Origin of the sequence: Bradyrhizobium sp. SZCCHNS3052 (assembly GCF_032484495.1) — a bacterium.
In the GTDB taxonomy this organism is placed as follows: domain Bacteria; phylum Pseudomonadota; class Alphaproteobacteria; order Rhizobiales; family Xanthobacteraceae; genus Bradyrhizobium.
Window position 1 is genome coordinate 298,677 of record NZ_JAUETB010000002.1, and the last position, 19,103, is coordinate 317,779.

At 65.8% G+C, this 19,103-nt stretch carries 13 protein-coding genes; 1 reads left to right on the forward strand and 12 read right to left on the reverse strand.

All coding sequences use genetic code 11. The features are described 5' to 3' along the window. Position 1: 1 nt before the first annotated feature. From QX073_RS09600 to QX073_RS09655, 12 genes are all read right to left on the reverse strand, one after another. Entirely contained in the window at positions 2-1,003 is a 1,002-nt protein-coding gene (locus tag QX073_RS09600) for a glycosyl transferase (RefSeq protein ID WP_316166174.1), read from the reverse strand. Beyond that, a complete protein-coding gene (locus QX073_RS09605; protein WP_316225665.1) occupies positions 1,000-2,157 on the reverse strand; it encodes a glycosyltransferase family 4 protein in 1,158 nt (385 codons plus the stop codon). Before QX073_RS09605 ends, QX073_RS09600 begins: the two co-directional genes overlap by 4 nt. A 150-nt stretch (positions 2,158-2,307) precedes the next feature. Beyond that, positions 2,308-6,099 (reverse strand): S8 family serine peptidase, encoded by a 3,792-nt coding sequence (locus QX073_RS09610; protein ID WP_316225666.1) that lies wholly within the window; start codon positions 6,097-6,099, stop codon positions 2,308-2,310. A gap of 365 nt (positions 6,100-6,464) precedes the next feature. Next, entirely contained in the window at positions 6,465-9,356 is a 2,892-nt protein-coding gene (locus QX073_RS09615) for an NF038122 family metalloprotease (protein ID WP_316225667.1), read from the reverse strand. A gap of 192 nt (positions 9,357-9,548) precedes the next feature. Continuing rightward, entirely contained in the window at positions 9,549-11,657 is a 2,109-nt protein-coding gene (locus QX073_RS09620) for a TIGR04372 family glycosyltransferase (protein WP_316225668.1), read from the reverse strand. Then, on the reverse strand, positions 11,654-12,721 hold the full coding sequence (locus tag QX073_RS09625) for a glycosyltransferase family A protein (protein WP_316225669.1): 1,068 nt from the start codon (positions 12,719-12,721) through the stop codon (positions 11,654-11,656). Before QX073_RS09625 ends, QX073_RS09620 begins: the two co-directional genes overlap by 4 nt. Positions 12,722-12,763: 42 nt before the next feature. Continuing rightward, positions 12,764-13,513, reverse strand: coding sequence for an ABC transporter ATP-binding protein (locus QX073_RS09630; RefSeq protein ID WP_315712834.1), 750 nt, complete (start codon positions 13,511-13,513; stop codon positions 12,764-12,766). A 32-nt stretch (positions 13,514-13,545) separates the two neighbouring features. Next, the gene (locus QX073_RS09635; RefSeq protein ID WP_315712833.1) at positions 13,546-14,388 is read right to left on the reverse strand and encodes an ABC transporter permease; all 843 of its coding nucleotides are present in this window, start codon (positions 14,386-14,388) and stop codon (positions 13,546-13,548) included. Between the two features lie 145 nt (positions 14,389-14,533). Beyond that, positions 14,534-15,799, reverse strand: coding sequence for a class I SAM-dependent methyltransferase (locus tag QX073_RS09640; RefSeq protein ID WP_315753257.1), 1,266 nt, complete (start codon positions 15,797-15,799; stop codon positions 14,534-14,536). Between the two features lie 69 nt (positions 15,800-15,868). Next, positions 15,869-16,609, reverse strand: coding sequence for an SDR family oxidoreductase (locus tag QX073_RS09645; protein WP_315712830.1), 741 nt, complete (start codon positions 16,607-16,609; stop codon positions 15,869-15,871). Next, positions 16,606-17,142, reverse strand: coding sequence for a WbuC family cupin fold metalloprotein (locus QX073_RS09650; protein ID WP_315712828.1), 537 nt, complete (start codon positions 17,140-17,142; stop codon positions 16,606-16,608). The genes QX073_RS09645 and QX073_RS09650 overlap by 4 nt, the downstream gene beginning before the upstream one ends. Then, on the reverse strand, positions 17,139-18,344 hold the full coding sequence (locus tag QX073_RS09655; protein ID WP_315712827.1) for a class I SAM-dependent methyltransferase: 1,206 nt from the start codon (positions 18,342-18,344) through the stop codon (positions 17,139-17,141). The genes QX073_RS09650 and QX073_RS09655 overlap by 4 nt, the downstream gene beginning before the upstream one ends. 400 nt (positions 18,345-18,744) lie before the next feature. On the opposite strand from QX073_RS09655, the gene QX073_RS09660 reads away from it, so the two are divergent. Then, the gene (locus tag QX073_RS09660) at positions 18,745-19,014 is read left to right on the forward strand and encodes a hypothetical protein (RefSeq protein ID WP_315777190.1); all 270 of its coding nucleotides are present in this window, start codon (positions 18,745-18,747) and stop codon (positions 19,012-19,014) included. The last annotated feature ends 89 nt before the right edge of the window (positions 19,015-19,103 follow it).

A 19,103-nucleotide genomic window follows, 5' to 3' on the forward strand; every position in this document is an offset into this window, starting at 1 on the left:
TTCAATGGCGCCGCCGCGAGAAGCGGCTCAGCACCCAGGTGACGGCGCCGAGACCGAAGACGAGCAGGATGGCGTCGACCGTCATGGAACGCTGCGCGACCGAGATGGCTGCGAGCGTCGCAAGCACGATATTGAGAATGAACACCTCGCTGACGACGCGCGAGACGGTGAAGCCGTTATCGGTGGCCTGTTGATAGAAATGCGTGCGGTGCGCCGCCCAGAATGGCTCGCGCTGCGCCATCCGCCGCAACAGGGTGAAAGTGGCGTCGATCAGATAATACAGCGGCAGCAGCAGCGCCGCTGCGACGTCGCCCTGCCAGGCAAGATGGAGCAGGCCCCAGCCGAGCAGCAGCCCGATCGGCAGGCTGCCGACATCACCGAGAAAGACCTTTGCGACGGGACGGTTGAAGGGCGCAAAGCCGAGCATGGCGCCACCCAGCGCCGCAGTGATGGCAGTCGCCGGCCAGGGCAGTTCACCGGAGAGGCCAAACAGGACGAGCGCCGCCGTGATCGGCACCGCCTCGGCCACGGTCATCAAATCGAGCCCGTCCATGAAGTTGACGAGGTTGACGAACCACAGGCCGGCGATCAGCAGCAGCGCGCGCTCGACCGCCAGCGGGATCGGAAACAGCCTGAGATCGTCAGGCGCGGTGAATACGACGAGGCCGACGGCCAATCCCTGCAGGACCAGGCGCGGCAGCACCGGGATCGGCCTGATGTCGTCGATCAGGCCGACCAGCGCCAGCATCGGCACGGCGATGAACAGCATCAGCAGCGGCGCGAAACCGGCCACGGAGGCGAACGCGCCGCCGACAACGATCGTGGCGCCGATCACGGCAATGCCGGCCCCCTGCGGCGTCGGGATCTTGTGCGACGAGCGCGCATTCGGCCGCGCCAGCGCGTAGCGTTGGAGCACTGGACGCAACAGCACGATCAGGATGGCGCACATCGCGGCCGCGAGCACGGCGATGGCGGCAAGGACCGCGGTGGGATCGGCGATCATCCGCAGACCTCTGCGGCCGAGATGAGGCGATCATAGAGCGCCACCACCGAACGGCCAATGATCCTGGCCGAGAGCTTGTCCTCGACCAGTTGACGGGCCGCCGCGCCATAACGTGCGCGCATCTCGGGCGACGCCGCCAGCTGCGCCATCGCCTGCGCGAGCGCCGCCGCATCCTCGACCGGCACGGCGAGTCCGGTCTGGTCGTGGATCGCAATCTCGCGGCAGCCGGGTGCATTGGTGGAGATCAACGGCCGGGCGCAGGCGGCGGCCTCCAGCAGGCTGACCGGAAGTCCTTCGCGATGCGACGGCAGCACGGCCACGTGGCAGCGGCGCCAGAGCTCGGTGATGTCCTTGATCTGGCCGAGCAGGGTGATGCCGGGTTCCTTCCGCCAGGCCTCGACCTCCTCGGCCGAGACCGAGGCAGGATTGGCCGGATCAGGCGAGCCGGCGATCAGCAACTGGTCGTCGCGGCCCTGCTGGCGCAGCATGCGGTGCGCAGCGACCAGGGCGCGGACGCCCTTGTCGGTCAGCAGCCGTCCTGCGAAGCCGAAGGTGATCGGCCCGTCCGGTTCTGGCAGCGGCTGGAAGCGGTCGGTGTCGACGCCCGAGCCCGGGATCAGCGTGATCTTGTCGCCCCGGACGCCCATGGCTTGAAGCGCCTCGCGATCGTCGGGATTCTGGACCAGCACGCAGCTCGGTGTCCGGTTCATGAGCTGCGGCAGCAGCCACAGCAGGCCCTGCTTGAGCAGACGCGAGCGCCAGCTCGCCGATGTGAACACATAGCCGAGGCCGGTCATGGCGTTGACGACCGGAGTGGTGCGTCCAAGCGCGGCGAGCGAGCCGAGCACGCTCGACTGCAATCCGGAATGATGCACCACGTCGGGGCTGATCGCAGCCTCGACGGCGCGGATCGCGCGGATCGTGGGCAGGGCTGATGACGGTGACAGCCCGCCGCGTTGGAACGGGATCGGATGCAGCACGAACCGCTCGGCGGCGATCGCGGCGGCGCCGGCATTGACGTTGGTCGCGACATGCACCTCGTAGCCGGCCTCGCGCGCCGCGCGCGCCATCGGCAGGCGATGCATCAGGAAGGCGTAATCCTCGTTGGCCACATAGAGCAGGCGGCGCGGCGAAGCGGAGCGGGGCGGGGGCATCAAACTCACGGTGTAGGATGATCGAAGCGCCGTATAGGGCAAGAGCGGCCCTCGCGCGAGCCGTTATCTGTCCTGCGGCGGGCGGAAACCGCCCGCCGGGCACCCTTCGCCCGCGGAATGGCGGAGACGACGCCTCGAATGCCGCCGGTCTCAGACCAGATGGAAGCTCGACAGATGAGACAGCAGCTCGGCCGTCGACACGTGCTGAATCGTGATGGTGTCGAGTGCCGGATCGGTGATGACGGCGTTGCCCGCGGCGTCGTCATGGATGGCGGCCTGCAGCGTGGACGGGTCCGCGAAGATGCTCTGGCTGAACACGATCTTGTCGGTGCCGACCGCAAAGTCGGCGATGTTCACCTGACCGAAATGCTCAGCGAACACGAAGGTGTCGTGTCCCTGCAGCGACACCGATGAGGATGCCGCGCCGGAGATCGAGGTCCCGGAGATCAGAGTGCCGCCCTGGCCGTCCGCTGCGAAGTGAAAGCTGTCCTGCGACAATGGGCCGACGAAGTGCAGCGACGCGCTGTTGGACCCGTCGCCCAGCGACAGCATTCCGCTCGTCTCGTCGAAATGCATCTGAAGCGATGTGAATGCGATGCTCTTGAGATCGATCTGAGCGGCGGTGCCGCCGAATCCGATGAGATTGCCGCTGAAGGAAGGCGCGGCGAGGACCAGGTCGGTCGCACCCGACGTCGTGGCCGTCTCTGCGCTCGCCGTCACCGAGCTGACGGTCGGGATCCCGATCGTGCCGTCGCCATTCAGATCCTGATGGAAGCTGCTCTCGAGGGCTTCAAGGGACGTCGAGCTGCCGGAAACGGCGCCGATGGCATTGCCGGTGTAGTTGCCGCTGCTATCGGTGTTCCAGACCGTGTAGAGGTCGGCGCCGGCCATCTTCCAGGCGACCTGATAGCCGCCGCCCGAGACCTCCGCAGCGATCGCCGCCCAGCCGCCGAGCTGGCCGGCAACGATGACGTTGCCGCCGAACATGACCTGCGTTGCGGTGCCTCCCGACACCGGCGCCATCAGGTAGGTCGTGCCCGACAGCGACAGGCTGGTAGACCCGAGCGCTTCGATCACGCTGCCGCTCGGTGTCACGCTTGGGGCGCCGATGGTGCCGTCGCCGTTCAGATCCTGGTGGAAGCTGGGCTCCAGCGCTTCCAGGGCTGCGGAGCTTCCCGCAACCGCGCCGATGACGTTGCCGGTATAGTTGCCGCTGCTGTCGGTGTTCCAGACGGTGTAGAGATCGGCGCCCGCCATTTTCCAGGCGATCTCATAGCCGCTGCCGGACGGCTCCGCGGCGATCGGCGCCCAGCCGCCGAGCTGACCGACGGTCACGATGCTGCCGCCGAACATGATCTGCGGACCAGTGCCGCCGCCGACGGGATTGAGGAAATAGCTCGACCCGGCCAGCACCAGGCTTGTCGATCCCGCGGCCTCGATGACCGTGCTCGGAACGCCGATCGTGCCGTCGCCGTTCAGGTCCTGGTGAAAGTTCGGCTCCAGCGCCTCGAGCGCGCTGCTGGCGCCATTGACCGCGCCGATGGCGTTGCCCGTGTAGTTGCCGCTGCTGTCGACGTTCCAGACGGTGTAGAGGTCGCTGCCCGCCATCTTCCAGGCGATCTGATAGCCGCCGCCGACGGCCTCTGCAGCGATCGGAGTCCAGCCGCCCAGCTGCCCGGGGCTGACGGTGCTGCCGTTGAAGCTGATCTGCGGTCCTGTCCCGCCCGCGACCGGATTGAGGAAATAGCCGTTGCCGGACTGGACCAGGCTCGTGGCCCCCGCGGCCTCGATGACCGTGCTGACAATGCCGATCGTGCCGTCGCCGTTCAAATCCTGATGGAACGCCGTCTCGAATGTTTCGAAAGCGGACGAGCTTCCGGAGACGGCGCCGATCGCGTTGCCGATGTAGTTGCCGCTGCTGTCCACGTTCCAGACGGTGTAGAGATCCTGCCCCTGGAATGTCCAGGCGACTTCGTAGCCGCCGCTTCCATTGGCTTCGACGCCGATCGGCGTCCAGTTGCTGAGCTGGTGAACGACGACGTTGGCGCCGTTGAACCGCAGCGCCACCGATGTGCTCGCACCGATGGTGTTGAGATCGTAGATGACGCCGACCTGGGCGAGGCTGATCGATCCGAGCGCCTCGACGATGGTGTTGGCGAAATAGGGGGCCGATCCGACGGCAGGATTGATCTGGGCGAGACCCGCGCCGGCGACCGCCGGATTGGCCATCGGCACCGCCGTCTGCTGCAGGATCTCCGAGACGTTGGCGTAGCTCAGCGTCGGGTTGGCCGTCAGGATCAAGGCCGCGATCGCGGCAACGCTCGGTGCGGCTGCGGAGGTGCCGTAGAAGTCGGTCATTCCGGTGACGGTCGTCGAGATGTTGTCGATGCCGGAGACCACGACTGGGCTGAGCTGGAGCGGCGTCGTAAGGCGCGTGCCGTCGTTGGCGAACAGGATCTCGGTCCCGGCGCCGGACGATGAAAAGCTTTCCGAGACCGGTGTTGCGCCAAAGGCAGGCGTGTTGGCGGCATCGACGGCTCCGACGGTGATGACCCCCGGGGTCATCGCGTGACCGAAGACAGTTCCGATATTGGCGCCGCTGATGGAGACCGGGAGGCCGTTGCCTGCCAGGATCTCCTTGATCGTCGATGGCGTGGAGCCGGAAACGTCCGCAATGACGATCTGGTAGGTGCCGGAGACCGCGAAATGCAAGCCGATCCACGGGTTCTGATAACTGTTGGGAACGTGTCCGAGATATTGTCCATTCTGGTACACGTTGACCGAGAGATGAGACGCGGCTTGACCCCAAGCCTCGTCCCATTGCACGAGCAGGTTGGCGCCCGCGGTCACGGTGATGGTTTGCGCGATGTTGCCGCCGAAGCTCAGCGCATTGCCATCGTAGTACATTCCTCCGATGCTGCCGGAGATCGAGGTCCAGGACGTCTGATAGGCCGTGCTGCCGTTGTTGCCGGCCGACGTCACATAGGTCACGCCCATGGCCTGAACGGTCTGAATGGCCTGGGCGACAACGCCGTTCTGGAAGAACGGCTCGTCCGAATAGCTCACATCGTCGACGATGACCTTGCAGCCGGCATTGGCGAGCGCGATGATGCCGTCGGCGAAGTCCTGTTCGCTCTGGAACGCGGTATAGAAGGCGAGACTGGCGTCAGGCGCAATGTCGTGGATGACCTGCATCATCGCACGGCCTTCGTCCGTCCCGCCCGATGGCATATCCTTGAGGATCTGAATCTTGGAGGCCGAAGGCAAGGCTCCGCCGGCTTCGTCCGCAGCGGCGCCGCCGAGATTGTTGAAGCTGCTGGAGAGGACGCCGATCTTGATGCCGGCTCCCGTCACGCCCGTGGAGTTGCCGCCGAGCGCCTGAACGACCTGGGCGCTGGTCGCACCTTGTGCACTGACCGCCGAGGCGATGGCTTCCGTCACTGCGTCCTGAAGCGACGGCGCGGGCGCGCCGCTCGGCCCGGCCTGCGCTGTCGCGGGCTTTCCGAGGCTGCTGAACGACCATGTCTGCAGCGATGCGCTGGCGCTTGACCACATCTCGACGCTGATCGAGAGGACGAATCCGGTCTCGTTGGTGCTTGGCCCGGCATACGCCGGTTCGACGGAGACGTTGCCCGCAATCGCTGGGGCCGGATGGAAGGACGTCTCGGTGACTTGCCAGGTCGAGCCGGCGACCACCGTCCGAGCCGTTAGCTCGGCCGCCTCCTGGGCCGACGTCTGGGCCCGCGCGCTCACGTCGAAGAGTTGTGCGACCACCGTTGCCTCGCCGTCGCCGTGCGCGAGGAGGCCCGGCGCCTCGCTCGGAGCATCGGCGCTCGGCGCAGGAGGGGCAGGATCGATCTGCCCGGCCGGGCCAAGCAGCGTCTGCGCGATGGCGGAGGCCGGCTTGAATTCGTACTCGGCGGGCGCGGCAGGCTGCTGCACATGCGACTCGTGACGGCCGCCAGCAACAGGATCGAAAATGAGGGACTCGGCAGCTTCCCGCCAACGGTCAGGAATGTCTTCGGTACGGCCAGATTGGTAAAGCATGCATGCAGCGATGGTGATCCTGTCCTCGAGGCCGACAGGCGAAATGGGATTGAAGCATCGCGCAGTGATGCCCCTCGATCTTGTATAAAATGGTACCGAAGAATGGCGGCTCCGGCCATACGTCATTGTTCGATCTGTTTGATCGATTTCAACCATTGATTGTGTTCGGGGGTGGCAGCTCCGGACGGTCGCGGAGATCGGAGCGTGCGCCGCAGCGGATCGCTCCCGCCAGCCTGCCCCGAAGACCGCTGGCGCGCCGATCAGACCAGGTGGAAGCTGGACAAATGGGTCAGCAGGTCTGCCGTCGTGACGTGCTGGACGGTGATCGTGTCCTGCGCGGCATCGGTGATCACGGCGTTGCCGGCCGCATCGTCGTGAATCGACGCCAGCAGAGCCGCCTGACTTGCGAAAAGGTCGTGGCTGATGACGATCGCGTCGCTGCCCAGATGGAAGTCGGCGACGCTGACCTGGCCGAAATGCTCGGCGAAGACGAAGGTGTCGTGTCCTGCCAGGGAGACGGCCTGCGGAGCAGGGCCGCTCGCCGGACCCGCGGCCGCCGAGATCATCGTGCCGCCCTGGCCGTCATTGGCGAAGCGGAAACTGTCCTGCGACAGCGGTCCGAGGAAATGCAACGAGGTGCTGCTCGCGCCGTCGCTGAGCGACAGCAGCCCGCTGCTGTCGTCGAAATGCGCCTGCAGCGAATGAAAGGCGATGCCGTTGAGGTCGATCTGATCGCCGCTGCTGCCGAACCCGATCAGAGAGCCGCCGAAGCTGCCGGGCACCGTCAGGACCACGTCCGGGCCACCGGCCAGCGTCACGGCTTGCGTGCTCGCCGCGACGTGCGCGGGCACACCGATGGTGCCGTCGCCGTTCAGATCCTGATGAAAGCTGGTCTCCAGCGTCTCCAGCGCCGCCGAGCCGCCCGGAACGGCGCCGATTGCATTGCTGACGTAAGCGCCGCCGCTGTCGGTATTCCAGACCGTGTAGAGGTCGACTCCCGCCATCTTCCAGGCGACCAGGTAGCCGCCGCCGGAGCTCTCTGCGCCGATCGGGTTCCAGCCGCCGAGCTGACCAACGGTGACGACGCTGCCGCCGAACACGATCTGTGGCCCGGTGCCGCCGCCGACCGGATTGAGGAAGTAGGTCGAACCGGATTGCACCAAGCTCGTCGATCCCAGCGCTTCGATCACGGCCGAGGGGATGCCGATCGTGCCATCCCCGTTCAGATCCTGATGGAGGTTCGTCTCCAGTGCTTCCAGCGCGCTGTTGGTGCCGTTGACGGCGCCGATCGCGTTGCTCGTATAGGCGCCGCTGCTATCGGTATTCCAGACCGTATACAGGTCCGCGCCCGTCATCTTCCAGGCGATCTGATAGCCGCCACCGACGGTGTCCGCCGCGATCGGCATCCAGCCGCCGAGCTGACCGACGACGAGAACGGAGCCGCCGAACGTGACCTGCGGACCGGTGCCGCCGCCGACCGGGTTCAGATAGTAGCTGGATCCGGATTGGACGAGGCTGGTCGATCCCAGGGCTTCGATGACGGTGGTCGGAATGCCGATCGTGCCGTCGCCGTTCAGGTCCTGGTGGAGGTTGGTTTCCAGCGCTTCCAGCGCACTGTTGGTCCCGCTGACCGCGCCGATCGCATTCGTCGTATAGGCACCGCTGCTGTCGGTATTCCAGACCGTGTAGAGGTCGGCGCCGGCCATCTTCCAGGCGATCTGATAGCCGCTGCCCACGACGTCGGCTGCGATCGGCGTCCAGCCTCCGAGCTGACCGACCACCAGGTTGGCGCCGCCGAACTTGACCTGCGGGCCGGTGCCGCCGCCGACGGGATTGAGGAAATAGCCGTTGCCGGCCTGGACGAGACTCGTCGATCCCACGGCCTCGATGACCGTCGTGGGAATGCCGATCATGCCGTCGCCGTTCAAGTCCTCATGGAACGACGTCTCGAACGCCTCGAATGCAGCCGTGCCTCCCGAGACGGCGCCGATGGCATTGCCGGTGTAGTTGCCGCTGCTGTCGACATTCCACACCGTGTAGAGATCCGCCCCCGACATCTTCCAGGCGACCTGATAGCCGCTGCCGCTGGTCTCGCCCGCGATCGGGGTCCAGCCGCCCATTTGTCCGGGCTGGACGATGCTGCCGCCGAACTTGATCTGCGGTCCGGTACCGCCGCCGACCGGATTGAGGAAGTAGCTCAGTCCGAGCTGCACCAGGCTGGTCGATCCCAGCGCCTCGATCGTCACCGGCGTTGCGGAAACGAGATGGAAGCCGAGCGCGTCCATCTGCTTGAGATCCACGGCCGTCAGCGTCTGCAGCGTGCTGTAGGTGTAGAATTCGTTGAACGGATCGTTGCCGCCCTGCACGCCGCTGTTCAGGAAGTCGCTGGGGTCCGAGGACTGGCCGTAATCCGCGAGCTTCGTATAGCCGCCGTCGACCGAGAAATACGCGGTCCCCGCCGTCGCGCCGCCGGTCATCAGCCGGACGCCCGGGCTGGAGAAGCGGAACAGGTCGAACACGTCCGGCTGCGGCCCGTAGGGCACGCGGCCGAACGCGTGCGTCAATTCGTGCAGCGCCACGCCGACCAGCAGGTTTGAATTGATGTCAGTCGCGAAGGTCGCGCTGCCGTCGTCCGTGGTTGCATCGTTGGCGCCGAGGCCGCCCCACAGCTTCAGCTGCGAATTCCACACCGCGACGTAGGACTGTCCCTGGATGCTGGATCCCGCCGGCAGGGCATTGAAGGTGGTATCGCCTGGGCTGGCATAGTTGATCAGGTTGGACCTGACGCTCGAATAGCTCATCCACTGGCCGCCGTCAGGACCGGCCGCCGCGCCGCCGCCGACGCCGCTATAGTCGATCTTGATGTTGACGGTGATATGATCCGAGATCATCGAGGTGAGGATCGCGGCGGCCTGCTGAATGCCGGCGCGAAAGCTTGCCGGTGCATTCATCGCCGCCGTGTCGAACAGCAGATTGATTGTCAGTCCGCCGGCGCTCACCGCGGTGACCGCGCCGATCCCGCCGAAGTCGCCCTGCGCGAGCTGGGCCTGGACCGCCTCGTCGGGCAGCTCCACGGGATTCGACGGCGGAGGGACCCCCGCGTCGTACGGAGGTGAGGTCGTGACCGACTGTAAGGTGGACACTCCGGGCATTGCCTCAGTTCCGGCTAATCGCATGAGCGGCGCATGGCTCGACCGTATCGACGCGCTGCCGAGCCGAATCGCGACCATCCCAAGTTACAGGGCATCGATCTTGCTCGGAGGTTAACGGGAGCCCCGAAGCACTGGAAAACGACCCGCTATGGCCGTCGCGGGCGTTGATCGAACCGAGGCCGGGTTACGCGTTCAGTGCAGCAGCTCGGGCAGACGGTCCAGGAACGCGGGGACCGGTAGCGCAGCACCAAAATTGTAGGGGTTGCTGCTGAGCGCTGCGCGATAGCGATCAAGCTGCGGGCCGCCCTCACGCAGGGATCTGCCGGTTCCGTCCAGGCAATCGAGCTTGTAGCGGACGGCTGCCGTGATGTCCTGTGCGGTATTGGGGTGGATTTCGAGCCCGTGACGGGCCAGCACGGCGGTGTCGATCAGCAGCGCCTGCAGCGGCTGGCGGTAGGTCTCTCGCAGCGAGAGGTAGCGCCGTCCACGCCGGTCATAGACCGGCCGCACGGTGAAGTCGGTGCGGTCATGCCAGAACTGGCAGTCGTTGGAGATGCAGTTGACCAGCAGCATCGGCGTTCCCAGCGCCTGCACGGCCGTGGTCAGGCCCGATGTCGTGCCGACGAACAGACGAGCTGCGGCGCAGAGATAGAGGTCCATCTCCGCCGATTTGATGTCGCTGTGCGCGTAGTCGAACACGCCGGCCATGCCGCGCAGCGGCGTCATGCTGCGATCGCCGAGCCTGACCACGGCGCCGCCGCGTGAGGTGATTGCGGCGATGGCGTCCAGGTAGTCGCCGACATTGGCGGAGCGATGCTGGCGCGTGGTGCCTGGTCCGTCGCCATGATAGCCGCCCTCGCGGATGTGCATCGCGACGAACCAGTCCGCGGTGACACCTGCGGCGCGCAGCCTGGCAGCCCCGGTGTCCATCAGCTCCGATGGGACCTTCACGATCGGCAGCCGCCGCTGTTCGGCCCAGGCGACCTGCGCGCGCGACGCCGCGTGGGCCCATGGCTCGGCCAGGCCGTCCTGGCCGCGGACGGCGATGAACTGGTCGCCGACCAGCCGCTGATAGGGCAGCAGGTCGTCGACGAGAGCAGGGTCCTCGACGATCGTGACATGCGGCGCGAACAGCCTGAGGAACGGTTGGTTGACCACCTTGCTCGCCGGAGCAAGCAGGACGTAGTTGGCGCGCGGCAGCATGCCGAGCGCGGCCATGCGCAAATGGCAGTCGATGAAGCCGATGTGGCCGATCAGCGTCACCCATTCGTAGCCGAGCAGCCGGACCGGGAGCGCGGGATCGAAGATGCTGCTGGCGCCGGCAATCCGATCGATCAGCGCGCCGGGAATCGACCATTTGGCCGCCAAGGCGTCCTGATGGTCGAGCGCGGCCTGATAGCAGCGGAACGTGTCGTCGTAACGGCCCTGGTGATAGAAGTTCTCGCCGAGCTGGATCAGATTGTCGTAGATCAGGAGCTCGCCGGCATGCTCCAGCTCCCAGGCGCTCGGCGTGTAGGTCGACGGATCATAGCCGCCGGCATAGTTCTGGTGTGCCATCACCGAGCGGGGATCGCGCGCGACCGACGCCCTGAAGCAGGCGGCGGCCCGGACGTGGTCGCCGGCCAGGGCGTGGACGGCGCCGAGCTTGCGCAGCGCGTTGCCGTCGCCGGAGGCCGCAGCTGCTGTCAGGAAATGGGCCGCGACCGGCAGATTGCCGCGATACATGTGGGCGACGCCGACCGCGAAATTGATCGCGAAGCTGTCGATCGTCTCGGGCCGTGGCACGTCGCGCACGATCCGGTCATAGGCGCTGCACAGCGCCAGCGTGGTGAAATAGGCCTGCGCGCCCATACCGGCTCGCGCACGCACGTTGCTGCGGAAGATCAGGTTCAAGATCCGCACCGCACGCAGCGCACTCGGCTTGCGGCTGGCGGCCAGATGAACCTGCGCGGCGGCGGCCAACGTGGTCGAGGTCGTCAGCGCCAGCAAACGGCCAAGGCGCGATCCCCTTGCCAGTTGCCGGTCCATCAGCCGGAGCAGCGTCGCCCCGGCCGGCGCAACGATGAGCCTGCTGTCGACGATGTTCGCGGCGCGAGTGGTCAGCGGCAGCAATTGCCGGCGCCGCGCGCTCAGGAACGCATAGAGACGAAATGCGGATGCCGTCAGCCACGTCCGCGGCGACCAGCGGCTGCGCGGCGCCTGCGGCGATGGTTGCGCCGTCGGCGTCGCGCGGATCGGCGCAGGCGCCGCCTTCGCACCGAGGCGGCGCCGGAGAGAGCCGAAGGGGGCGCGGACCGTCATGACGCGCGATAGCCGGGCGTGGCGGACAAGATCGCCCGCCGGGTGGCGGTCTGGGCGAGCAGGCGAGACAGCGACATCGGCCGCGTCCGCAAGGTGATCCAAGCCAGCGCAGCGAGGCGGCCGCTTGAGCCGAGGCTCAACATCAGCCCAAGCAGGTGCGTATCGAGCGCATTGCCGTCGAGCAAGGCGGATACGCGCGCAGCCTTGGCCGACGCTGCCGTATCGCCGCCCAGTACCATCCGCGCGGCGCCGAAGCGATTGCGCCGGGCGAACACATCCTCATACCCCTTTGGGAACAGCCTGCTTTGCGCAATCAGCGCGCCGATCTCCGCGAGCTTGGCGTTGAGCGAAGCCGGATCGGTTGCGGTCGCCGTCGAATAGTTCTGGCCGTGAATGCGCCAGTAGCCGAGCGCCTCGGCGATGAAGCAGCAGCCATAGGTCAATGCCAGCCGCCGGGCGAGAAACGCGTCCGAGAACGAGCCGAGCTTGACGTCGAATCCGCCGAGCGCCTGCAAGGCCGTGCGGCGGTAGAGCGAGGTGGTGCCCGAAAAGTAGTTGTCGCCAAAACGCAGCGCGTGGCGAACGTCGGCCGGCGTCAGCATCGCCGATGCGGAAGCCGGCAGCATCACCGGCCGCAGCATCCGTTTTGCGGACGGTCCCTGAGGGCCGATGATCTCGCAGCAGGCGAAGACCAGACCGGCTTCGGGATGGGTGGTCGCCTGCGCCATCGCCTTTTCGAGATAAGCCGGATGCAGCGCATCGTCGGCCCCGAGAAAACCGATCCATTCGGTGTCCGCGATCGCCAGGGCCTCGTTCTGACCGCGCACGACACCCTGGTTGGTCTCGTGGCGGATCAGTCGCCAGCTCGGCCGTTCCGCCACGAAGCGTGAAATGACCGCGATGCTGTCATCCGTCGAGCAGTCATCGATGATGATGACGCGGTCGGGGGCGCGGGTTTGGTTCGCGATGCTGCCGAGCGACTCGGGCAGGTAGTGGGCGTGGTTGAAGTTCGGGACGACCAGCGTGACGGTCGGGGAGGCAGCGCGGGCGGGCGTCGTGGTCATGGTTCAGCGAGCTTCCTGCCGCATGCTGTCGAGCCCGGCCGCTCAAACCTTGGGCAGCTCTTTCAGAACGTCGTCCAGGGCGCCGAAGGCCCGCACGCGGCCGCCATCGAGATAGAGCCCGAGATTGCAGGTGTCGCGCAGCAGGCCATGATCATGGGTGGCGAGCACGACGATTCCCGAGCGCATCGTGATGTCCTGCAGCCGGCCGTGAGTCTTCTTGCGGAACTGCGCGTCACCGACCGCGATCCACTCGTCCATCAGGATGATGTCGCCGTGAATCGAGGCTGCGATCGAGAACACGAGACGCAGCAGCATGCCCGAGGAATAGGTCCGGATCGGCAGTTCCAGATAGTCGCCGAGCTCGGCAAATTCGGCGATCTCGGGCACGCGCTGCTCGATCTCCTCGGGCGAGAGCCCGAGGATGAGGCCGCGGGTGCGAATGTTCTCGTAGCCCGAGGCCTCTTCGTCCATGCCGAGACCGATGTCGAACATCGGAACGTTACGCCCTACGGTCCGCAGCGAGCCGCGCGTCGGCTCGTAGATGCCGGCGAGCACGCGGATCAGCGTGGTCTTGCCGGCGCCGTTGTGGCCGATCAGGCCGAGCCGGTCGCCCTGCTTCAGGGTGAAGCTGATGTCATCGAGCGCCTGGACGAACTGGAACGAGCCGTCGCTCTTCGAGACCCGGCCGCCGACGCGCGAGGCCGCCTTGATGGCCAGATGCCGGAATGATCGTGCGTTCGGCGGCGCGACCGGAAATTCGATGCCGATTTGCTTGGCTTCAATGAGAGTCATTCGAGGCGGATCCAGAGCTCCCGGCCATGATGTCAGGCCCAATACACGACGCGCGACCGATAGCGCGTGTAGATATAGATCATGGCGGCGGTCAGGACCGCGACCGATCCAATGGCACCGGCCCAGGTCGCAAGGCCGGGAACGTCGCCCATCAGCGGACCGCGCGTGACCGACAAGAGATAGGCGATCGGATTGAGCGTGACGATGAGCTCGCCGCCGCGGATACTCGACGGTTCCCAGATGATCGGAGAGATGAAGAACAGGAGCTGCAGCACCGCCGCCATGACGGGCGGCACGTCGCGATAGCGCACGCAGATCATCGAGACGATCACCGAGGCGCTGACGACGAAGACGTAGACGATCATCAGGCCGAGGATGGCGAGGACCATTCCGAACCCGACCGACCATGGATAGACGAGCCAGATGAACGGGATCACCGCGATGTTGTGCAGGAAGATGATCAGGTTGCGCTGAACCATGCGCATGACATGGATCAGGATCGGCATGTCGACGGCTTTGATCATGCCGCCTGCATTGATCATCGTGTAGCAGGCCTCGCTGAGCGAGGACGAGATGAAGCTCCAGATGGTCATGCTGACCATGAAGTGGGGCAGGTAGGTCTTCATGTCGGCGCCGAGGAAGCGGCCAGCCACCGTGCCCATGATCAGGGCGGTGATCGCGTTGGTGGCCGTGATCCACCACGGGCCCAGCATGGTGCGGCGGTATTTCGATCGGATGTCACCGGCAGCGAGCGCGCGCCAGGTGACGTGACGGGTGATGAAAGGCGCGATGTCCTCGCGGCAGCGCGCCCAGGAGATGCGACGCCGATCCGCAACCACGAACCGCTCGACCTGTCCATCGGTCAGGGTGGTCATCCTTGTACCTCGCGAGAGCCGTAAGTGTTTGTCTTACCAGCTGAATGCGGTTGGACCCCCGCCACGCCGGCGGCCCATCGCCGGGGCTTGCTGGACCATGTTACGAGGGCACTGTCAACCGGTCAGCTCAGGCCGCCGCCGCGGCTCAGATCGCGACCGAGCCCGAGGCGTCGACGATCCGCGGCTCCGGCAGCGGCACCAGGAATCGACCGCCTGCGTCCAGGTAGGCCTGGTTGCGCTTCAGGATCGGGTCCGCATAGATCCAGGCGAGGACGACGACGATGTCGGGCTTTCGCGTCGCGAGCTCGCTGGAGGGCAGCACGGGGATGTGGGCGCCCGGGCTGAAGCGGCCGTGCTTGAGCTGGTTGTCGTCGACGATGAACTTGATCCGGTTCTCCAGCTCGAAATGGTAGAGCAGGGTGGTGGTGGTGGTCGAGGCGCCGTAGGCCGCGACCAGCTTGCCCGCGGCGATGGCCTCGTCGAGAGTAGCGAGCACCCGGCGCTTGCAGTTCTCGATGGCGACGAACCAGTCACGGTAGATCTGCGGCTTGGTGACGCCGCGCCGTTCCTCCTCGGCGATCAGCGTCGACAGCTCCGCCGAGCGCGGGCGCTTGCCGGTCGATTTCGGCTGCGCAAAGGCGCGGATCGAGCCGCCCTTGGTGCCGGTGCGTTCGACGTGGAACAGCGTCATGTCGTGCCGGTTCAGGAAGGTCTCGAGCGGGATCAGCGCGTGATGCGAGACGTGCTCGTGGTAGATCGTGTCGAACACCATGTTGTCGATCATGTCGACGATGTAGGAGACCTCGAACACGAAGGCGCCGTCGTCGGCGAGCAGGAGGCGGATGCCCTTCACGACGTCGGACATGTTGTCGATATGCGCAAACACGTTGTTGGCGCAGAACAGCTTGGCTTCGCCCTGCTCCGACTTGATGCGGGCCGCCAGCGCGCTGGTGAAGAAATCCGGGATCGTCGGCACGCCTTCCTTGGTGGCGGTCGCCGCGATGTCGCGGGCGGGGTCGATGCCCTGCACGCGCATGCCCTCGTTCTTGAACGCCTTGAGCAGCGAGCCGTCATTGCTGCCCATCTCGGCGACCAGGCTGCCCTTGGGGATGGCGAGCGAGGACACCACCGATTGCGCATAGCGCTTGAAATGCTCGACGAGGCCGAGCGAGACCGAGGTGCGGTAGGTGTAGTCGCGGAACAGGATGTCGGGATCGACGACGTCGAGATTCTGCAGATGGCCGCAGTCGAGGCAAAGATAGCAGTCGAGCGGGTAGAGGTCCTGCTTCTCGCCCAGCCGGTCCGCCGTCACGAACGCGTCGCCGATCGCCGAAGGCCTGATCGGCAGCACGTGATCGAGCGAGGTCGAGCCGCAAAGGCGGCAATCGGTCTTGTGCTTGACGTGCTGCATGAGGTGTCGATCCTGGGTTGGCGATCCCGCAGGCGGGACGGTCGGCCGAAGAGGAATTTGCGGCGGGTTTTACAGGCCGGCGAAGCTCTTGGCGACCTCTTCTTGCCAGACTGTGGACACTCCGCCATCCAGAAACAGGCTCTGCCCGTTGATGAACGAAGCGCGCGGGCTGCAGAGGAAGTCGAGGGCGTCGGCGCATTCCTCGGCCGTCCCGAGCCGGCCCAGCGGGACCAGCTTGCGGTAGGTCTCCATCAGCTTCTCGTTCTGCTCATAGAAGATGCGCGATTCGCGCTTCAGATAGGTCAGCGGCATGATCGCGTTGACGCGGATGCCGCGCCGGCCGAGCGTCGCGGCGTAATGCCGGACCATGGCGTTGAGGCCGCCCTTCACGACATGGTAGCCGACCGGCTGCGAACTGCCGACGAATTCGGCATAGACCGAGCTGACCACGCCGATGGCGCGGTCGCCATCGTCAGCGAAATGGCCGGAAAAGCCCTCGATCAGGTCGCGCGAGGCGGTCAGGCCGACCTGGATTTCCCCGGCCCAGGGATCGCCCTGGCCGCGAAAGCGCTGGCTCAGGACGAGGTAGCGGACCGGGCCGTTGGCCTCGGCGATCTCACCCCAGAGCCCGGCAAAGCTCTCGCTGCGCTCGAGATCGGCGGAAAAATGCTTCAAGCCGGGCTGATCGGGAAAATCGGCCGGGCGCTGCCGCGACACGACGCTGACGGCGCAGCCGCGCGCCAGGAAGCGTTCGACGACCACGCGGCCGAGGCCGCGGGTGCCGCCGACCACGACGGCATGGCTGGTCATGCGGCAACGCCCTGCCGTGCGGCGACACGCCGGACGAGATCGGCCTGATAGGCCTCGGCCCCGGCGGCGTCGCTGTCCTCGGGCGCGAAGTTGGCGAACACGCTGGCGCCGGGGCGGAACGGGCCGTTGGTGATCTCGTGCACGATCAGCAGGTCGCTGCGGATGATCAGGGTGTGAAAGAATGCATTCGACATGCGATAGTAGAAGGGGCGCGCACCGCCCGGCGGCCCCAATTCGACGACACGCTCGATCTGGCCGTCATCGTCGAACACCACGATATCGACCTCGCCCTCGATGATGTGGAACGCCTCGCTCTTGCCGGGGTGCTTGTGCGGACGGATGTAGGAGCTGGAATCGATCGCGATGATCATTTCATGCAGGCTGTCATCGCCGTCCGGATGGGCGTTGATGCGGGCCCGCCGCTTCGGGCTGGCCTTCACCGCGGCCTTCAGGGTGTTGATCTCGGCCGCGCCCACCGATGAAATGGGGCCCTCGGCCAGGAATACCTCGGGGGATTTCTGGACGAGCGTCATGCGTGATCCCTCATGATCGAATTGTCGAGCGCCGCGTAGATCGAGCGGAATTCCACGCCCCTGGCAGCGAGCGGCGCGAGCTTTTCACGCACCTTGCCCTCGATGTGCGGCGCGATCGCAAACAGGCAGAGCCTGATCCGCTCGTCATCCAGCAGCCGCTGGGAGCCTACCACAGGTGTACGGAAGCCGGGGGGGAAAAAGCCTGTCTTGTCCGCATCATCGTCGACGGCCACCGCGATCAGGTCGGCCAGGCCGAAGGCGTTGACGAACATGATGGCGTGATGGCCGATGCCGAACAGCGCGATCCGGTCGCGGTCGGGACCGGCCAGGTCCGTCAGCTTGCTGCGCAGTCGCGCGCGGGCGGGGGCGAAATTGTCACGATAGACCTGGAACAGGCTGGAAGGTCCGCGGGGCTTCACCGGAGTGGCGGGAATATCGGCCGGGGTGAGGACGGCGACCAGGGCATCTTCCAGGGCGCCCGGATAGCGAAGCAGGGCCAGAACGCGATAGCCGCTCACCTCAGCCAGGCGCCGCAGCGTGTCCTCGACGAAGTAGCAGCTATGCTCCTCCCACAGGAAGCAGTAGTCGCGCGCCGCGAGGAACTTGCTGCTGTCGGGGACTTCGATCAGCAGCAGGCCATCGGGATTTAGAAGAACCCTGAGCGCTTGCAGCGCCTGCACCGGCTCCGGCGTGTGCTCGAGGATGTAGCGGCACGATACGATGTCGAAAGTGCCAAGCTGCGTCGCTTCTGCAGCCAGCCGGTCGGCACGGAGGGTGGCCTGCCAGGTTTCCAGATAGGGATAGCGCCCCGGAGCGCCGGCGGCGCCGAGCGCAAGGGCGCTCGCGGTGAGCCCGCGGGCCTGCAACCTGCCCAGCAGGGGCCCCTCGAACGGACCGGTCCCGAGGGCGGTGCAGGCCCGCGGCTTCAACGACAGCAGTTCTCCGACCAGGGCGTCGAGATGGCCTTCCGGCTCCCGGTAGCGGATCCATGGCACCTCGGGAACAAGCACGTCTGGCGGTGGAGGCTCGCGGAGCTGGACGAGCTGACACGTGTCGCACGCGACGATGTCGAGGGTTATCCGAAGCTGGACATGGTTCTCACGCGCGAACCGGTTGCAGACCGGGAGCTCACCAAGCGGGAGCGCCTGCGGGGAGATCGGCTGACCGCACAATCGGCAGCCGGATCGTGGTCCGGTGGACATGGCTCGGCTGGATCGCTCGATCAATGGACACGCTCAGGCTCGCCGCTGCGTCCAGCGCGCCGGCTGCTATGGATGTTGCCATCTGGAGGCAACCTCCATAGCAGTGTAATCGGGAACATGACAACGTAAAATGTTCGGCTTGGCACAGACCCTGGAACTCGCGTCATTTGTGATGTTTCGCGTTACTATTGCTCTTTGAGCGCTCGCATCACTCCTTCTCGGTTCAACCGACGAATCAGTGTCAAGAACGCCAGTAGATATTTGTTCTACAGTAGCGGGGATTGTGCGACTGGGCAGTCTTCCAGCGAAGATGCTACACATGATGACCAGGGGCTTTGGCGGCTATTGTTCCGCCGCATGAGATCTAACGTTGGTAAGAGGGGGCGCCGGCGTGAAGGATATGGTTTTCGTTTTAAGATCGATCTTGCGCACCGTCTGCGTGAGCACGGTCCTCTTCTGTGTTCTTCTTGCAGTCGGCGCAGGGTTCCTCAACGCCTTGCTTGCGGGATTTGTGGCTTTCGTCTTCATCTTGCTGGGGATCGGCCGGCTCGTGCTCGAGCGGCTGGCTCTGTGGTCGACAATTCTGCTGATTGTCGACAGGGCAGGGCTGTTGCCGATCACCGAGTGGGTTCACGGGATCATCACGCTCATTGGTCGCGGGTTGGCTTGACAGCCCGACAGGCATGCGGCGTGTATTGCCGACAGCCAATTCGAGACAGGCGACAAACGGCATAGCCTTCTCCTGGTCTGCCGCAGGGC